This window comes from Rhizobium lentis, assembly GCF_017352135.1.
In the GTDB taxonomy this organism is placed as follows: Bacteria; Pseudomonadota; Alphaproteobacteria; order Rhizobiales; family Rhizobiaceae; genus Rhizobium; species Rhizobium lentis.
Map to the genome: position 1 here is coordinate 486,792 of NZ_CP071455.1, position 14,046 is coordinate 500,837.

Consider the following 14,046-nt stretch of genomic DNA (forward strand, 5'->3'; position numbering starts at 1 on the left):
ACATATTCTATCGTAATGGTTCAATCGCACCTCCAATTTCGAGACAGGTTCGATGCCGGGCGTCAGCTAGCGACCAAGCTCGTTGCGCTAACTCTCGAGCAACCTGTCGTTTATGCCTTGCCACGCGGTGGCGTACCGATCGCGCTGGAAATCTCGCGTGCTTTGCAAGCGCCGCTCGATCTCCTTCTGGTGCGAAAGATTGGCGCGCCGGGGACGCCCGAAGTGGCGCTCGGTGCTGTCGTCGAAGGCTCAGGGGCCGAGACCGTCATCAATGAAGAGGTACGAATGGCAACGGGTGCCGACGATACTTACCTTGAGCGTGCACGGCAGCGGGAACTTGTCGAGCTAGAACGTCGGCGCGCCTTATACCTCGGTAGCCGCGCGCGGTTGAAGCCGGCGGGACGAACCGCAATCGTCGTCGACGATGGCCTTGCCACGGGGGCCACAGCCAAAGCCGCGCTCATAGCAATCAAAAATCAGGGTGCTGCAAAAGTTGTGCTCGCTGTTCCAGTGGCGCCAGAAGCAACGCTGGCGGAAATGCGTCCATATGCGGACATTATCGTTTGTCTCCATCCGGTGCGAGCTTTTCCGGGAGTGGGCGCATTCTACAGCGATTTCCACCAACTCACTGATGAAGAGACGATCGGGCTGCTGAGGCAGGGTTGGGTCAGGGGCGGAACCACCGGCTCCGCTCATTCGAGGCGCAGTATCTTGGTCCCGCCGCTCGGTCTGGTCGGAGATTTGAGCGTGCCACTTGATCCAAGAGGCATCATATTGTTCGCCCATGGCAGTGGGTCGAGCCGCCTCAGTCCTCGCAACGCTGCTGTCGCCGACCGGCTGAATGACAAGGGTTTCGCGACGCTCCTTCTTGATCTGCTGACGGCAGATGAGGCGAAAGACCGCCGAAATGTCTTCGATATTCCATTGCTTGCCGAGCGTTTGCTCGAGGCTGCGATCTGGATTCAAGCTGAGCCGGACATTGCCGATCTACCGTTGGGGCTGTTCGGTGCGAGTACCGGCGCCGGAGCGGCAATGCTGGCAGCTGCCGAACTTCAAGGTCGCGTGGCAGCGGTAGTCTCGCGCGGCGGGCGCCCTGATCTCGCCGGGCCGCGTCTGGCGGAGGTCGAAGCACCGACCCTGCTCATTGTCGGGGGCGATGATCGGGAGGTTCTTACACTAAATCAGAAGGCACTACATGCGCTCGCATGTGAGAAGCTGCTCAAAATCGTTCCTGGAGCCACGCATCTGTTCGAAGAACCTGGAGCGCTTGAAGCGGTGACCGACTTGGCAAGCGCCTGGTTCGAGCATTACCTGTTGAAGCCTAACCAGCCACCCACATCCGCGACGCCTCAGTCAATCTCACAGACATCGGCAGTGGCCGTGTTGCGGACTGCGGCCGAGCCACTGCCTTCGCTGGAGGACGCGAATTTCGCAGCCGTCTTTGATCGGTTCGCTCAAGCAAGGGTAATATTGCTTGGCGAAGCCTCCCACGGCACTTCGGAATTTTATCTGGCTCGCGCCGCTATAACGCGCCGTCTGATCGAGCGGCACGGCTTCACGATCGTCGCTGTGGAGGCCGACTGGCCCGATGCCGCCGCAATCGATCGGTATGTTCGGCAAAGTCCGCATCGGCCAATGCACTCAACGCCGTTCGCGCGATTCCCCACCTGGATGTGGCGCAACAAGGATGTCGACGCCTTTATCAGTTTCCTGCGCAATCACAACGCCAAGAAACTCCAGGGTGAAAAGGTCGGTTTCTATGGCCTGGATCTTTACAACATGACGGCGTCGATCGCCGCTGTGCTCGCCTATCTCGACCGCGTGGATCCCGAGGCCGCGCAAATTGCGCGTGAACGGTATGCCTGCCTGTCGCCGTGGTCGCGGGAGCCGGCTGCCTATGGCCGCGCGTCACTGACTGAAGGTTATGCACTGTGCGAACGGCCGGTGACACGCATTCTCATCGACCTGCTGCAGAAGGAGCTCCAATATGCCAAGAACGATGGCGCTGAGTTCTTCGACGCGATGCAGAATGCCCGTCTTGTGGCTGACGCGGAACGCTACTATCGGGCCATGTATTACGGGGCTCGTGAGTCATGGAACCACCGCGACCAGCACATGTTCAACGCGCTGCAGAATATCCTCGCATGGACAGGTCCAAAAGCGAAAGCGGTTGTCTGGGCACACAATTCACATATCGGAGACGCGCGGTTCACCGAGATGGGTATGGAGCGCGGCGAGCTGAACATCGGCCAGTTGTGCAGACAGGCGTATGGACGTGATGCGGCGCTGATCGGCTTTGGCACACATTCCGGTACCGTCGCGGCGGCGTCGGAATGGGATGGGCCGATGGAAATCAAGGCCATACGGCCGTCTCGCCCAGGCAGTTACGAGGACTTGTTCCACAAGGTCGGCGCCGACCGCTTCCTGGTGGACTTTCGCGCAAAGGAGCACGACAATCTCCGCCGCGTCATCGCTGCCCCGCGGCTTGAACGCTACATTGGTGTCATCTATCGGCCCGAGACGGAGCGATGGAGTCATTACAGTTACGCGTCGTTGTCCGACCAGTACGATGCGTTCGTGTGGTTCGATCAGAGCTGCGCAGTAATTCCGTTGCCGACTGAGGTGGCCGCCGGAGAGGATGAGACTTATCCCTTCGGTCTATGAAGCGCCACTGTCGTTCAGGTTTCCTCACGCCACTGCAAGAGGCTGTTCAAGTCTAATGTCCGAGCCTCAAAACCGTGGACGCGACCAGTCCATCACACAAGGCGTCCCCACGTCCAAATTCAACGCCAGGCATCCGGAATGAAAAGGTCACGCTCTCGGCTCATTGGGAAGAGCCAAAGCTCTCATGAGACCTCGTCCGATTCATCTCAAATCGCCTCGACACCGTGCCTGCCCGAAATCTCTTCAACCCAAATTCCAAAGAAAATCGGCTCGTGTGGCTTTGCCGCCGTCCCATCTTCAGGGGTGAGCGCGCCAGGCTCCCACCACCCGCTCTCCTTCTGCAGAACACTCCAGGCGTGCTGACGTTCACTGGCAAAGCCATCCTTATCTGGAAATTCTTCGAAGCGTCCGGAGGCAATCACGGAACGCCATGAGCCACGGGATGTATGTTCGTGGACCAGCACGCAAACATGGGGATTTGCGCGCATCCAGTCGATTTTCTTTCCCTCGAGCGAGAAGGCATAGATCTTTCGTTCCTCGCAGGCAAAGGAGATCGGAACGAGGTAAGGTTTGTTCTCATGGCTACATGCCAGTATTCCCGTTTTCGCATGGCGAAGCATATCGAAGCAATCGTCTGTGTTCATTTCCTTAATCGTCACGCTCATCGTCGTCTCCTCCAGCCGAGTATTGAAGCAATGCCACACTGCTCGTCACAGGACCTTGCGATAGCTCAATTGGCCACAGATTTCAGGAACAACGAGCCAGGGGCGTTCAATTAGATCTCGTTTGGGAGAGGGAAGCGCCGCGACAGTTTGCCAACGCAGGAGTTTCGAGCGCGCACGAGCAAGAGTCTTCGTTAGTGCAAGGTCAACTCTCACTGCCGGGAGCGTTTGATCTGTCGCAATGTTCTGCGGCCGCCAGACATCTATAGTTCGTCAGATATTTGCTCCTCATTTGCAGCGGGAGGGCATGCGGTTTGAAAACTTTACTGTAGCGTCCGTCCCCGCCCAGCAGAATTTAAAGCTGCGCAGATCAATTACGAACGGGCAGGATAGATAGGGTTGCTCGGCTCTCTCGCCAAACCCGTGTGCTCGACAAGCCGTTGGCTGTTACAAACTGTTACAAATTCGCACCATCTTTAACCCGCGCGGCATCGGCGTGTCACCGGCGGCTGGTCAGATCGTGATCTACAGCACGGAGGGATGGACATGCCTCAGGTTGCCAATTTTAACTACGCAGAAGGCGTCACGAGCGCGACCTTTCCCGCCTCCGCGCCGACCGGCCTTCAGGCGCTTTTCCAGAAACTGCCCGTCGAACGCATAGCGGCGGGCCAATCGCTGTTCTTCGAAGGGGATGCCGCCGGTCATCTCTTCGAGGTTGTCGAGGGCAGCCTGCGAATTTTCAAGATCATCTCCGATGGCCGCCGCGTCATCACCGGTTTCCTGCATGACGGCGACATCATCGGCGTATCGCTAAAGAGCCACTATCTCTACAGCGCCGAAGCCGTCACCGATATCAAGGTCCGTCGCATCTCACGCAGGACTTTCGAGACAGAGGTCGACAAATCACCCGGCCTGCGGCCCGAGGTCTTTGCTCATCTCTGCGACGAGATGGCCGCCGCCCAGGATCAGATGGTGCTCCTCTCCCGCAAGAATGCCGAGGAGCGCGTTTGCAGCTTTCTATTGAAGGAACTCCTTCGCGATATTGACGGTCGCCAGTCCGACAACATCATCGAACTGCCAATGACCCGGCTCGATATTGCGGATTATCTTGGCCTGACCATTGAGACGGTTTCGCGGACGATGACGAAGCTAGCGAACAAGGGCGTCGTCGCCCCCGCCGGTCGTCATTCAGTCAGAATCGTGAAGCGCTCCGCCCTAGTGCTACTGGCAGGCAATGACGACGAATATGTGGACAACACGGTGGAATTTGCCAGTTATGCGAGGCGGTCGCACCACTGAACCAGCGGCGGAAATAATGTGACAACGGACATACATCGTTGAAGTTGACCATAGCTAAAACGAGCTATTGATCTGGGCGGGCGCGGCGCTAGAATGGGCGTTCCCGCTGCCCGGAAACAGGTCTACGACGATGGACCCCTATGTCGTCCAGCAGAACATCAGGCGATTTCAGGACATGCTCGATCAGGCGCGAGATCCTGCAGAGCGCGCAAAACTAAGTCGTATGATCGACCGAGAGCAAGCGCAGTTGGAACAGGCGGAACGGAAAAAAACTGACAACTCTGAAAGGTCGTGAACCATCGCTGCGCTTGTGGTTGAGCCGACGACCCTCGCCGGCGGCCACTGCTATGCTTTGCCAGTCTCTCCCGTTTGAAGCGCTGTTTTACAACTTGCCTTCCATTGCGGCAGCCGAGCTCTCTCCGAACTGATCGAGCGCGTCTTCGAGGTAGTCCGGCAGCAGCGGCAGGCCGAGAAGATAAGCAACCGTTCGATTGTTATGCGCCTCGGCAGCCTGATGGCGCAGGTCGTCCCAATCGCTGGTATCGCCATCGCCGCGACCGAGCCAGGCAAGTGCGACTAGATCGATCTGCTCGTCTTCATTGAGGGCCCAGATTGCGCTTGCCAGTTCCTTTTCGACGACATCATCCGGATGCTCCTCCAGAATTTCGATCATATTGTCATCCATCGGATTGGAGCCGGGATCGGGCTCCGTGAGCACATCCTTGGCGTTGAATTCACGGCCCTTCAGAATAAGATAGCGCACCTTCTCCGGAGATATGCCAGGCTTCCAATCATCGCTCGCACCATTTCGCATGTCCCTTCCTCACATCACGTCTCAGCATGAGAGGCTATCAGCTCCAGGTTCGGCCGCGTTGCGTTGGATCAATTTTGACCTCGACCGATCGCGATAGGTTTCCCATTGCAGCGCGTCGCAAGTTGATCAGCGTCAATGATGGCCTCGCCAAGCTGTGTGAGAAAACTGAGGAAGAACGCGGATGCGGGGAGCGACCGATGGAACGCAAACACGGCTTCAACCTTGGATACTTCTTCGTTGCGATGGTGTTGGTCGGACTTTTTCAACTCTGGCTCGCGTCGAGGGATATTATTGAGGTCGGCTACAGCGATCTGATGCGGATGGTCGCCGATGGAAAGGTTCAGTCGGTAACGCTCACTGAAACGAAGATCCAGGGCGTATTCAAGCAGCCGCAGAACGGCAAGACGCTGTTCATCAGCAACCGCGTCGATCCTGCCATCGCCGGGACCTTCGAGAGGGCTGGCGTACAGGTCGTGGGAGGCACGGACAGCAATTGGGTGACGACGATCCTTTCCTGGATGCTCCCGACGCTGCTGTTCCTCGGCGTCTGGGTTTTCCTCTTCCGCGGCTTTGCAGAGCGGCAGGGCATGGGGGGTCTGATCAATATCGGCAAATCCCGCGCCAAGGTCTACCTCGAACGCAAGACCGGCGTCACCTTCGATGATGTCGCCGGTGCCGACGAGGCCAAGGCGGAATTGCAGGAGATCGTGTCCTTCCTGAAGGAAAAGGATAAATACGGTCGGCTTGGCGCCCGGATCCCCAAAGGGATCCTGCTCGTCGGCCCCCCGGGGACGGGGAAGACGCTGCTTGCCCGTGCCGTCGCCGGCGAGGCGAACGTTCCCTTCTTCTCGATCTCCGGTTCCGAATTCGTCGAAATGTTCGTAGGCGTAGGGGCGGCGCGCGTCCGCGATCTTTTCGAGCAGGCGCGCGAAGCCGCGCCATGCATCATTTTCATCGACGAGCTCGATGCGCTCGGCCGCGCTCGAAGCCCGCTCGGAGGGTTCGGCGGCAGTGACGAGAAGGAACAGACGCTCAACCAGCTTCTTTCCGAACTCGACGGCTTCGACCCCAGGGTGGGAATCGTGCTCCTGGCCGCCACCAACCGACCTGAGATTCTGGACGCGGCGCTGCTGCGTGCCGGCCGTTTCGATCGTCAGGTGGTCATCGACCGGCCGGACCGGAAAGGTCGTGCCGCCATTCTTGCCGTCCACGCGAAGAAGGTGACCATGGCGCCTGACGTGAAGGTCGACGACATAGCGGGCCTGACGCCGGGGTTCACAGGGGCCGACCTTGCCAATCTCGTCAACGAGGCCGCGATCTTCGCGACGCGTCGCAACGGCACCACCGTCAATATGGACGATTTCACCCAGGCGGTGGAGCGCATCGTCGCCGGCTCCGAACGCCGCAGCCGTCTGCTCAATCCGCGGGAGCGCGAGCGGGTCGCCTATCACGAAATGGGACACGCACTGGCGGCAGCTGCCCTGACGAGGACCGATCCGGTGCAGAAAGTTTCGATTATTCCGCGTTCCATCGGGGCCTTGGGCTATACGCTGCAGCGGCCGACGGAGGATCGCTTTCTGATCACCCTCGGCGAGTTGAAGGAGCGGATGATCGCCCTGTTGGCAGGCCGGGCTGCGGAGGCCGTCATCTTCGGCGAGGTGTCGACGGGAGCTGCCGACGATCTTGCCAAGGCCACCGATGTGGCGCGGGGATGTGTGACTCGCTTCGGCATGAGTCCGGTCGGCCAGGCGGTCTTGGAGCCACAGCGCCTGCAATGGCTGGGCGACGGGCAACCGGACCTGCGGCAGAAAGACTATTCCGAGGCAACGGCGCGAGAAGTTGACATCGCCATCCGCGCCATGCTCGACGAGGCTTACGAGCAGGCCAAGGCACTATTAACGGCGCGGACGGCTGATCTGCACGCCGGCGCCAAGCTACTGCTCAAACACGAGACAATCACTCCGGCAGACTTCGAGCCACTGCGGCGAGTGAGCAGCGGGAATGTCGCCCTGGGGGCCGAAGATCTGCCATTTGCAGCCCAGTAGGCATTGAAGATGGGCGACCATCCGGATTTCGCGGAAGCACACAAGCAATCCGCCACGTCGCACACTTCAACCCTATCGAGGTGGGTAATCGGTATCCTGATCCTGGGGAGCCATACTTCGCTTCGGCGATATCTGTCTCTTCATGGACACGCAGAAATCAACTGATCTCGGCTGCCTTGCCGCGGCGCTCATCGTCCAGGCAGCCACCTATCGCTGTGCGGCGACAATCTGGTTGCGCGTGATGGCCAAAGCCGGATACCGAATAAGACTCCCCGACCTGCTCAGCCTGTGCACGCTCGCCTCAGTCTTTGTCGCGAAGCAGAATTGATTGTTTGAGGAGGTGGCGAGGCTGCCCCTCGCCACCGGCCGTGAATCAGCTCACTGCGATGCGATTATCGACCATTGTCACGCCCGGCACGGACCATGCAGCACGCTCGGCAGCGCGACGCTCGTTCCAAGAATGAACATCGCCCCTCAAGGTGACATTGCCGCCGGCTACATCGGCGCGAATGCCGGAAGCCTCGATCTCGGCATTGCGACGCAATGCGTTCTCGATACGCTCCCGGACGTCCGCGGCGCTTGCGGTCGGCCGGATGGTTAAATGATTTGCGATCGCAAGAACCCCACCCAGTTTGCGGACTGCATTTTCCGCCGCGACGCGTTGGAAGTGCCACGGCACTTCGCCGGTCAGGGTAACGCAACCACGCTGGACGGTCACGCCGATGGCGGCATCTGGAAGTGCTGTGTCCCAGCTGATGATTTTCACTGCTCTTGCTGCAATTTCATCATCAGCGTGCTTCTTCCGTTCGGGATAGCGGACCTCGATTTCCTCGGCGATCGCCCGTACACCTCTGACGCGTCGTGCCGCTGCTTCGGCGGCTGCCTTTTCCGCATAACTTCCGACGTGGCCTGACAGGGTGACGATGCCATTTTCAACCGCGACGCCGATATTGGCAGCATCGATGCTTGGCTCGAATTCCAATTCGTCTAAGACGTCCTGTTGTATGGTGCTGTCGTGCATCTGATCTCTCCGCTTTTGAAGATGATAGAGGTGGACCCTCGGCACTAGTCTGTTCCGATCCCGGCAGGTCTGCATTGCGGTCGATCAAAGAGCGGTGTGATCGCGATTGGCCTATAGCAAATGGCATTCGCGGCTGCTGTCGTGTCGGATAGCGAGATTGCGATTCAACACGAATTTTCCTCGTGAACCGGCGCCTGATTGACCAATCTCATGGAATGGCGCCGTCAAAACTCCGATAGATTCATGAAGTCACGCGTGTGAATACCGAGATTAAGCCTGCGGCCCACCGAAAACAGCCGATAGAGGTTGGGATCGAACAGAGGCGGCAACGAGAGATTGTTCGGCAGATGGAAGATGAGAGCTACACGATCGTCTTGAAGGTCGATTGCGCAGCTCGCCTATTCAACTCCCTCGACCCTACGCCCTTTCGTGAGCGGGATCTCGATCCAGACGCGGAGCGCTTCATCGTCGAATGGGCTCAGGAAGCACCGAGAAGCGCTCGGCTGGAGATCGTCGTTCAGCTGCCCGTTCAGGAATCCGCAGCCGAATCCGCCGCAGCGATATGCGAGGCAATTCGACACAACTTCGGCGATCGCGCTGCTCAAAGCCGCCGCGAACTGCGCGAGGGGCGACGTGAACTGATCGTGGGCATTCCGGCTTTGGCGTTGAGCATCGTTTTCAGTCAACTCATCATCAATGCGATGGGATCGGACACCCTTGGAAAAGTGCTGAGCGAAAGCCTGCTTATATTCGGCTGGGTTGCGAACTGGCGTCCGCTTGAAATCTTCCTTTATGATTGGTGGTCTATCGCCCTCAAACGCCGCTTCTATCGGCGATTGGCGGCAGCCGACGTGAAAGTGGTCGCAGCATGATTGCCCAATCCGGCACGTCCCTTCGCGCGATCAGCTTTGCCAGGGTTTCCCACACTACAGCCGACGTTTAGAGCCGAAGAAGTTTCAATAGCGACGCCGGCGACAGGCAATGTCAATCGAGGAGTTCTCGAAGCCGGATCGCCAGCTCACGGGCGGTGTAAGGCTTCTTCAGCCAGCTCCCGGAAAGAGCCAGTTCCCGGCCTGCGATTGTCGGCTCCGCGTACCCCGACGTGAATAAGATCTTCATCCCGGGGTTCCGCGTCCTCACTTCGTTGGCGAGCTCATCGCCAGTCATGCCGCGTGGCATGACGATATCAGTGAAGAGCAAGGCGATATCGTCATGTTCCTCCAGCCGCTCCAGTGCTTCCCCACCATTCGCAGCCTCGACGACCGTATAACCCGCGGCTACCAGACGCGAGACAGCGACGCGGCGTACGCGCGGATCGTCCTCGACGACGAGGATTTTTTCGACGCCGCGCGGAATGCTCGGTTGAAGGCGCGCTTCCGCTCCCCCCTCGCCGGCATTCGCGGCCGCCATGTGCGCGGCTGGAAGGAAAACGCGCACACTCGTACCTCGGTCGATCTCGCTGTAAAGCTGGATAAAACCGCCCGATTGCTTCGCGAAGCCATAGACCATGGAAAGGCCTAGCCCGGTCCCGGCGCCGACGCCCTTGGTGGTGAAGAAGGGTTCGAAGGCCCGCTGCTTGACCTCGGCCGTCATGCCGCCGCCGGTGTCGGTGACCGAGATCAGCACGTAATCGCCCGTGCGCACCTCGGGATACATCTTGGCATAGTCGATATCGAGCTTGACACGCGAGATTTCAATCGAAATCTGCCCGCCGCGGGGCATGGCGTCCCTGCCATTGAGCACGAGGTTCAAAAGCGCGTTTTGTAGTTGCGAGCTGTCGACAAGCGCTTTGTTGTCTACGCCCGTGATGATGGTACGGAACTCGATCGCCTCGCCTACAGTGCGCCGCAGCAGCTCGGAAAAGCCTGAAACCAGTTGGGCGACATCGACGAGCTTCGGGTTCAGCGGCTGCCGACGGCCAAAGGCCAGCAACTGAGCCGTGAGCTTTGCACCATCATCAGTTGCCTCCTGCGCCTCTCGCAAGAGCGGTCGCAGTTTTTCGTCCGTCAACTTATCCTCAATCATTTCAAGATTGCCGCTGATGACTGTCAGAAGATTGTTGAAGTCGTGCGCCAGCCCTCCGGTCAGCTGGCCGATCGCTTCCATCTTCTGCGATTGGCGCAGTTCCTCATCGATCCTCTGACGGCTCGTCAGATCACGGATGAAACCGGTGAATATCTGCTTGCCATTAACAATGGCCTCGCCGACAGCCAATTCCATGGGAAAGACGGAGCCGTCCTTGCGCTGCCCGGTCACCACCCGGCCATAGCCGATGATGCGCCGGTCGCCGGTCGCCATGTAACGAGAGAGATAACCATCATGCGCGTCGCGATCAGGCTGCGGCATCAACATCTTGACGTTCCGGCCAAAGACTTCCTTGGAGGAATAGCCGAAAAGCCGCTCAGCTGCGGCGCTGAAAGAGGAGATGGTGCCAGTGTTGTCGATGACGATCATCGCCTCGGGAACGGTGTCGAGGATGGAACGCAAATGCGCCTCACGCCCCGCTAGGTCGTCCTGCACCCTCTTCATCTCGGTCACATCATTGTTGGTCTGGACGATCACACCCTTGGAAGAAGATGGATCGATACCAATCCAGCGAGTGGCGATGAAGAGGGTGCGCCCGTCCTTGTGACGATGCAGCACCTCGCCTTCCCAGGCGCCTTCCCTCCGCACTGCCTCCCGGATTTCTTCCACCGGCCGGGGAAAATGCGTTGCCAGAAGCTCATGTACGACCTTGCCGAGAGCCTCTTCCCGCGACCAGCCGTAAAGTGCTTCGCAGCCGCCGGTCCACCGGCTGATGACGCCATCGAAACCGTGAATGATGAGATTGGCTCCATCGAGCAGGCGGGCGAGTTCGACGAGCTGGGTTTCGATAGTGGAACTGTTCGTAATGTCGCCGTTCATGGCACTTCTTCACCAAAAGAAAGATGGCGCGGCCTCGATCGTAAGATCATCCGACATTCGCCGCCATCAAGAATGCACCATCGTGCCGTATTTTGCGAGACGGCGTCGGGTGTCGCTCAAGGCGTCAGAACGGCGGCCCCGGTCACCCGGCCAAGCCGGAGATCCGCAAGCGCTCTGTTGGCATCGACGAGCGAATAGACAGTCGTATGAGTCCTGACCCCGGCCTTGCGAGCGACCGGAAAGAGTTCCTCCGCGTCGGCGCGCGTGAGATTAGCGACCGAAACGATGCTTCGCTCGCCCCAAATGAGGGCATAGGGCATCGCGGGAAGATCGCTCATATGGATGCCACCGCAGACGACCCTGCCCCCTTTCCGCACTGCCCTCAAAGCAGCCGGCACGAGCTCGCCGACAGGAGCGAAGATGATCGCCGCGTCGAGCAGGACTGGCGGACTTTCATCCGAGCCTCCCGCCCACGCGGCGCCGAGGTCGAGCGCGAAAAGCTGCGCCGCCTCGTCGCCCGGACGTGAAAAAGCATAGATTTCGCGCCCTTGCCAACGGCAGACCTGCGCGATGATGTGGGCCGCCGCACCGAAACCGTATAACCCGATCCTGGAGCCGTCGCCGGCCTTCTTCAGTGAACGCCACCCTATGAGACCGGCACACAGCAACGGCGCAAGCGCTACCGGATCGGCCTGCGGATCCAGCACAAAGGCGTAATCAGCATCGGCAACGACATGCATGGCAAAACCGCCATCACGCGTATAGCCGGTGAATTGCGGCTGATCGCAAAGGTTTTCCGCTTTGTTCCGGCAAAAGGAGCAGCAGCCGCAAGTATGACCAAGCCAGGGAACGCCGACCCTCTGTCCGACCCGCGATGACGGCACCCCCTCTCCCACCGCCTCGACGCGGCCGACGATCTCATGGCCGGGAATGAGCGGAAGTTTCGGCTCGGAAAGATCGCCGTCACAAACTTGAAGATCGGTCCTGCAAACGGCGCAAGCTTCCACTCTCAACATCAGTTGCCCGCTTAGCGGGACGGGATCGGGCCGATCGACCGGACGCAGAGGAGATCCGACCGCTTCGAGAACCATTGCTTTCATCAGGCCTTCCTCCGAACGCCTCCTGCAGATGCGGCAGGTTACCCTCTTCTACCGGCGGGATGAAGCCAAGACTGCACCTGCATGGGCATCGGCGTCGATGCCGTAAAATTCAAGCGCGATCCGGTCAACGGAACTGCTCTTTGCGATGGATCAACGTGCGCGGCGTGCATCACCTGCATTATCCGCGCCGGACACCATCGTGAAGGGACGAAGATCATGACGAGCAAGATGATGAAGGCGGCAGTGGTTCGGGAGTTCGGCAAGCCGCTCGCAATCGAATGCGTGCCGGTGCCTGTTCCGGGTCCAGGTGAAATCCTGGTGAAGGTCGTTGCCTGTGGAGTATGCCATACCGACCTGCACGCCGCCGAGGGCGATTGGCCGGTCACGCCGCTGCCGCCCTTCATTCCCGGTCACGAAGCGGCCGGGGTCGTTGCTGCTCTCGGTCCCGGCGTCACCGAATTCAAGGAAGGCGATGCCGTCGGCGTCGCCTGGCTGCACGATGCCTGCCTGCGCTGCGAATATTGCGAAGCCGGTTGGGAAACCCTCTGCGAACACCAGCACAATACCGGCTACAGCTGCAATGGCGGCTTTGCCGAATATGTCATTGCCTCGGCCGCTTTCGCCGCCCGCCTTCCCGCAGACGTCGACTTTGCCGAGATCGCGCCAATCCTCTGCGCCGGTGTCACGACCTATAAGGGGCTGAAGGAAACCGAAGCGCGGCCCGGCGAATGGGTGGCGATATCGGGCGTCGGCGGCCTCGGCCATGTTGCGATCCAATATGCCAAAGCGATGGGTCTCAAGGTGGTCGCTCTCGATGTCGCTGCCGCCAAGCTTGACCTTGCCCGCCAGGTCGGGGCCGATCTCGCGCTCAATGCCCGCGCCGAAGACACCGTCGAAAAGGTACTGAAGGCAACTGGCGGCGGTGCGCATGGCGTTCTCGTCACCGCCGTCTCGCCGCCCGCTTTCTCGCAGGCGCTCGGCATGGTGCGTCGCAAGGGCACCGTCAGCCTCGTCGGCCTGCCGCCGGGCAACTTCCCGACACCGATCTTCGACGTCGTCCTGAAACGCATCACCGTACGCGGCTCGATCGTCGGCACGCGCCGCGACCTCGACGAAGCGCTGGCTTTCGCCATCGATGGCAAGGTTCGCGCCGAAATCTCCAAGGCGCCGCTCGACAACATCAACGATATATTTGCCGATCTCAAAGCGGGAACGATCGAGGGCCGCACGGTGCTCGATATCGCAGGAGAGGCGAGCATCTTCGCAGCGCGGGACCAGTCCGCAGCATAGCTGGCGCGCTGCGCCTCTCCGCCGCGCCGGGAGGAGCGGCGGAGACACCTTCGCTTCGAAAACCAGAGCGCCTCGTCCCGGCCGATCCGGTACGTGGAGCAAGGCGCCCCCCGGCTGGGGCTGAGAGCGAAGCGCTGGGCCGAAAAGGAATTCAAAACGATCCGGCTGCGTTTCGAGTTCCTTCCATTGTTGACGTTGGTCAAAGCGTCCCGGCTTCATCGCCACTACCTTGTTCCCACTAGCCCAA

General features: G+C 59.6%; 11 protein-coding genes. 6 read left to right on the forward strand and 5 right to left on the reverse strand.

Translation table 11 applies throughout. The annotated features are described in order from the left end of the window. Positions 1 to 15: 15 nt before the first annotated feature. Positions 16 to 2,664, forward strand: a complete 2,649-nt coding sequence (locus J0663_RS24395; protein WP_207244613.1) for an erythromycin esterase family protein — start codon at positions 16 to 18, stop codon at positions 2,662 to 2,664. Between the two features lie 206 nt (positions 2,665 to 2,870). Here the strand turns inward: J0663_RS24395 and J0663_RS24400 are convergent, their stop codons facing one another. Next, positions 2,871 to 3,329 (reverse strand): pyridoxamine 5'-phosphate oxidase family protein, encoded by a 459-nt coding sequence (locus J0663_RS24400; protein ID WP_246590418.1) that lies wholly within the window; start codon positions 3,327 to 3,329, stop codon positions 2,871 to 2,873. Between the two features lie 543 nt (positions 3,330 to 3,872). Here J0663_RS24400 and J0663_RS24405 point away from each other — a divergent pair. Next, positions 3,873 to 4,625, forward strand: coding sequence for a Crp/Fnr family transcriptional regulator (locus tag J0663_RS24405; RefSeq protein ID WP_207244614.1), 753 nt, complete (start codon positions 3,873 to 3,875; stop codon positions 4,623 to 4,625). 382 nt (positions 4,626 to 5,007) lie between these two features. On the opposite strand, the gene J0663_RS24410 is transcribed toward J0663_RS24405, so the two are convergent. Further along, a complete protein-coding gene (locus tag J0663_RS24410; protein ID WP_207244615.1) occupies positions 5,008 to 5,439 on the reverse strand; it encodes a DUF3775 domain-containing protein in 432 nt (143 codons plus the stop codon). Positions 5,440 to 5,636: 197 nt separating this feature from the next. Between J0663_RS24410 and ftsH the strand changes: the two genes are divergently transcribed. Both ftsH and J0663_RS24420 read left to right on the forward strand, forming a co-directional pair. Further along, entirely contained in the window at positions 5,637 to 7,484 is a 1,848-nt protein-coding gene (ftsH, locus tag J0663_RS24415; protein ID WP_207244616.1) for an ATP-dependent zinc metalloprotease FtsH, read from the forward strand. A 142-nt stretch (positions 7,485 to 7,626) separates the two neighbouring features. Then, positions 7,627 to 7,812, forward strand: coding sequence for a hypothetical protein (locus J0663_RS24420; RefSeq protein ID WP_207244617.1), 186 nt, complete (start codon positions 7,627 to 7,629; stop codon positions 7,810 to 7,812). Positions 7,813 to 7,857: 45 nt separating this feature from the next. On the opposite strand, the gene J0663_RS24425 is transcribed toward J0663_RS24420, so the two are convergent. After that, on the reverse strand, positions 7,858 to 8,505 hold the full coding sequence (locus J0663_RS24425) for a BON domain-containing protein (protein WP_207244618.1): 648 nt from the start codon (positions 8,503 to 8,505) through the stop codon (positions 7,858 to 7,860). Positions 8,506 to 8,762: 257 nt separating this feature from the next. On the opposite strand from J0663_RS24425, the gene J0663_RS24430 reads away from it, so the two are divergent. Continuing rightward, positions 8,763 to 9,377, forward strand: coding sequence for a hypothetical protein (locus J0663_RS24430; protein WP_246590419.1), 615 nt, complete (start codon positions 8,763 to 8,765; stop codon positions 9,375 to 9,377). A 112-nt stretch (positions 9,378 to 9,489) separates the two neighbouring features. Here the strand turns inward: J0663_RS24430 and J0663_RS24435 are convergent, their stop codons facing one another. After that, positions 9,490 to 11,409, reverse strand: a complete 1,920-nt coding sequence (locus J0663_RS24435) for a PAS domain S-box protein (protein ID WP_207244619.1) — start codon at positions 11,407 to 11,409, stop codon at positions 9,490 to 9,492. A gap of 116 nt (positions 11,410 to 11,525) precedes the next feature. Then, positions 11,526 to 12,509: a zinc-dependent alcohol dehydrogenase family protein gene (locus J0663_RS24440; protein WP_207244620.1), complete on the reverse strand. Its 984-nt coding sequence runs from the start codon at positions 12,507 to 12,509 to the stop codon at positions 11,526 to 11,528. Positions 12,510 to 12,725: 216 nt separating this feature from the next. Here J0663_RS24440 and adhP point away from each other — a divergent pair, with 216 nt between their 5' ends. Then, on the forward strand, positions 12,726 to 13,799 hold the full coding sequence (gene adhP / locus J0663_RS24445) for an alcohol dehydrogenase AdhP (protein WP_207244621.1): 1,074 nt from the start codon (positions 12,726 to 12,728) through the stop codon (positions 13,797 to 13,799). The last annotated feature ends 247 nt before the right edge of the window (positions 13,800 to 14,046 follow it).

Coding starts and splice junctions, on each gene's coding strand:
- J0663_RS24405 (WP_207244614.1), top strand. CDS start 3,873: ATGCCTCAGGTTGCCAATTTTAACTACGCAGAAGGCGTCACGAGCGCG.
- J0663_RS24425 (WP_207244618.1), bottom strand. CDS start 8,505: ATGCACGACAGCACCATACAACAGGACGTCTTAGACGAATTGGAATTC.
- ftsH (WP_207244616.1), top strand. CDS start 5,637: ATGGAACGCAAACACGGCTTCAACCTTGGATACTTCTTCGTTGCGATG.
- J0663_RS24400 (WP_246590418.1), bottom strand. CDS start 3,329: ATGAGCGTGACGATTAAGGAAATGAACACAGACGATTGCTTCGATATG.
- J0663_RS24395 (WP_207244613.1), top strand. CDS start 16: ATGGTTCAATCGCACCTCCAATTTCGAGACAGGTTCGATGCCGGGCGT.
- J0663_RS24435 (WP_207244619.1), bottom strand. CDS start 11,409: ATGAACGGCGACATTACGAACAGTTCCACTATCGAAACCCAGCTCGTC.
- J0663_RS24440 (WP_207244620.1), bottom strand. CDS start 12,509: ATGAAAGCAATGGTTCTCGAAGCGGTCGGATCTCCTCTGCGTCCGGTC.
- J0663_RS24420 (WP_207244617.1), top strand. CDS start 7,627: ATGGACACGCAGAAATCAACTGATCTCGGCTGCCTTGCCGCGGCGCTC.
- J0663_RS24410 (WP_207244615.1), bottom strand. CDS start 5,439: ATGCGAAATGGTGCGAGCGATGATTGGAAGCCTGGCATATCTCCGGAG.
- adhP (WP_207244621.1), top strand. CDS start 12,726: ATGACGAGCAAGATGATGAAGGCGGCAGTGGTTCGGGAGTTCGGCAAG.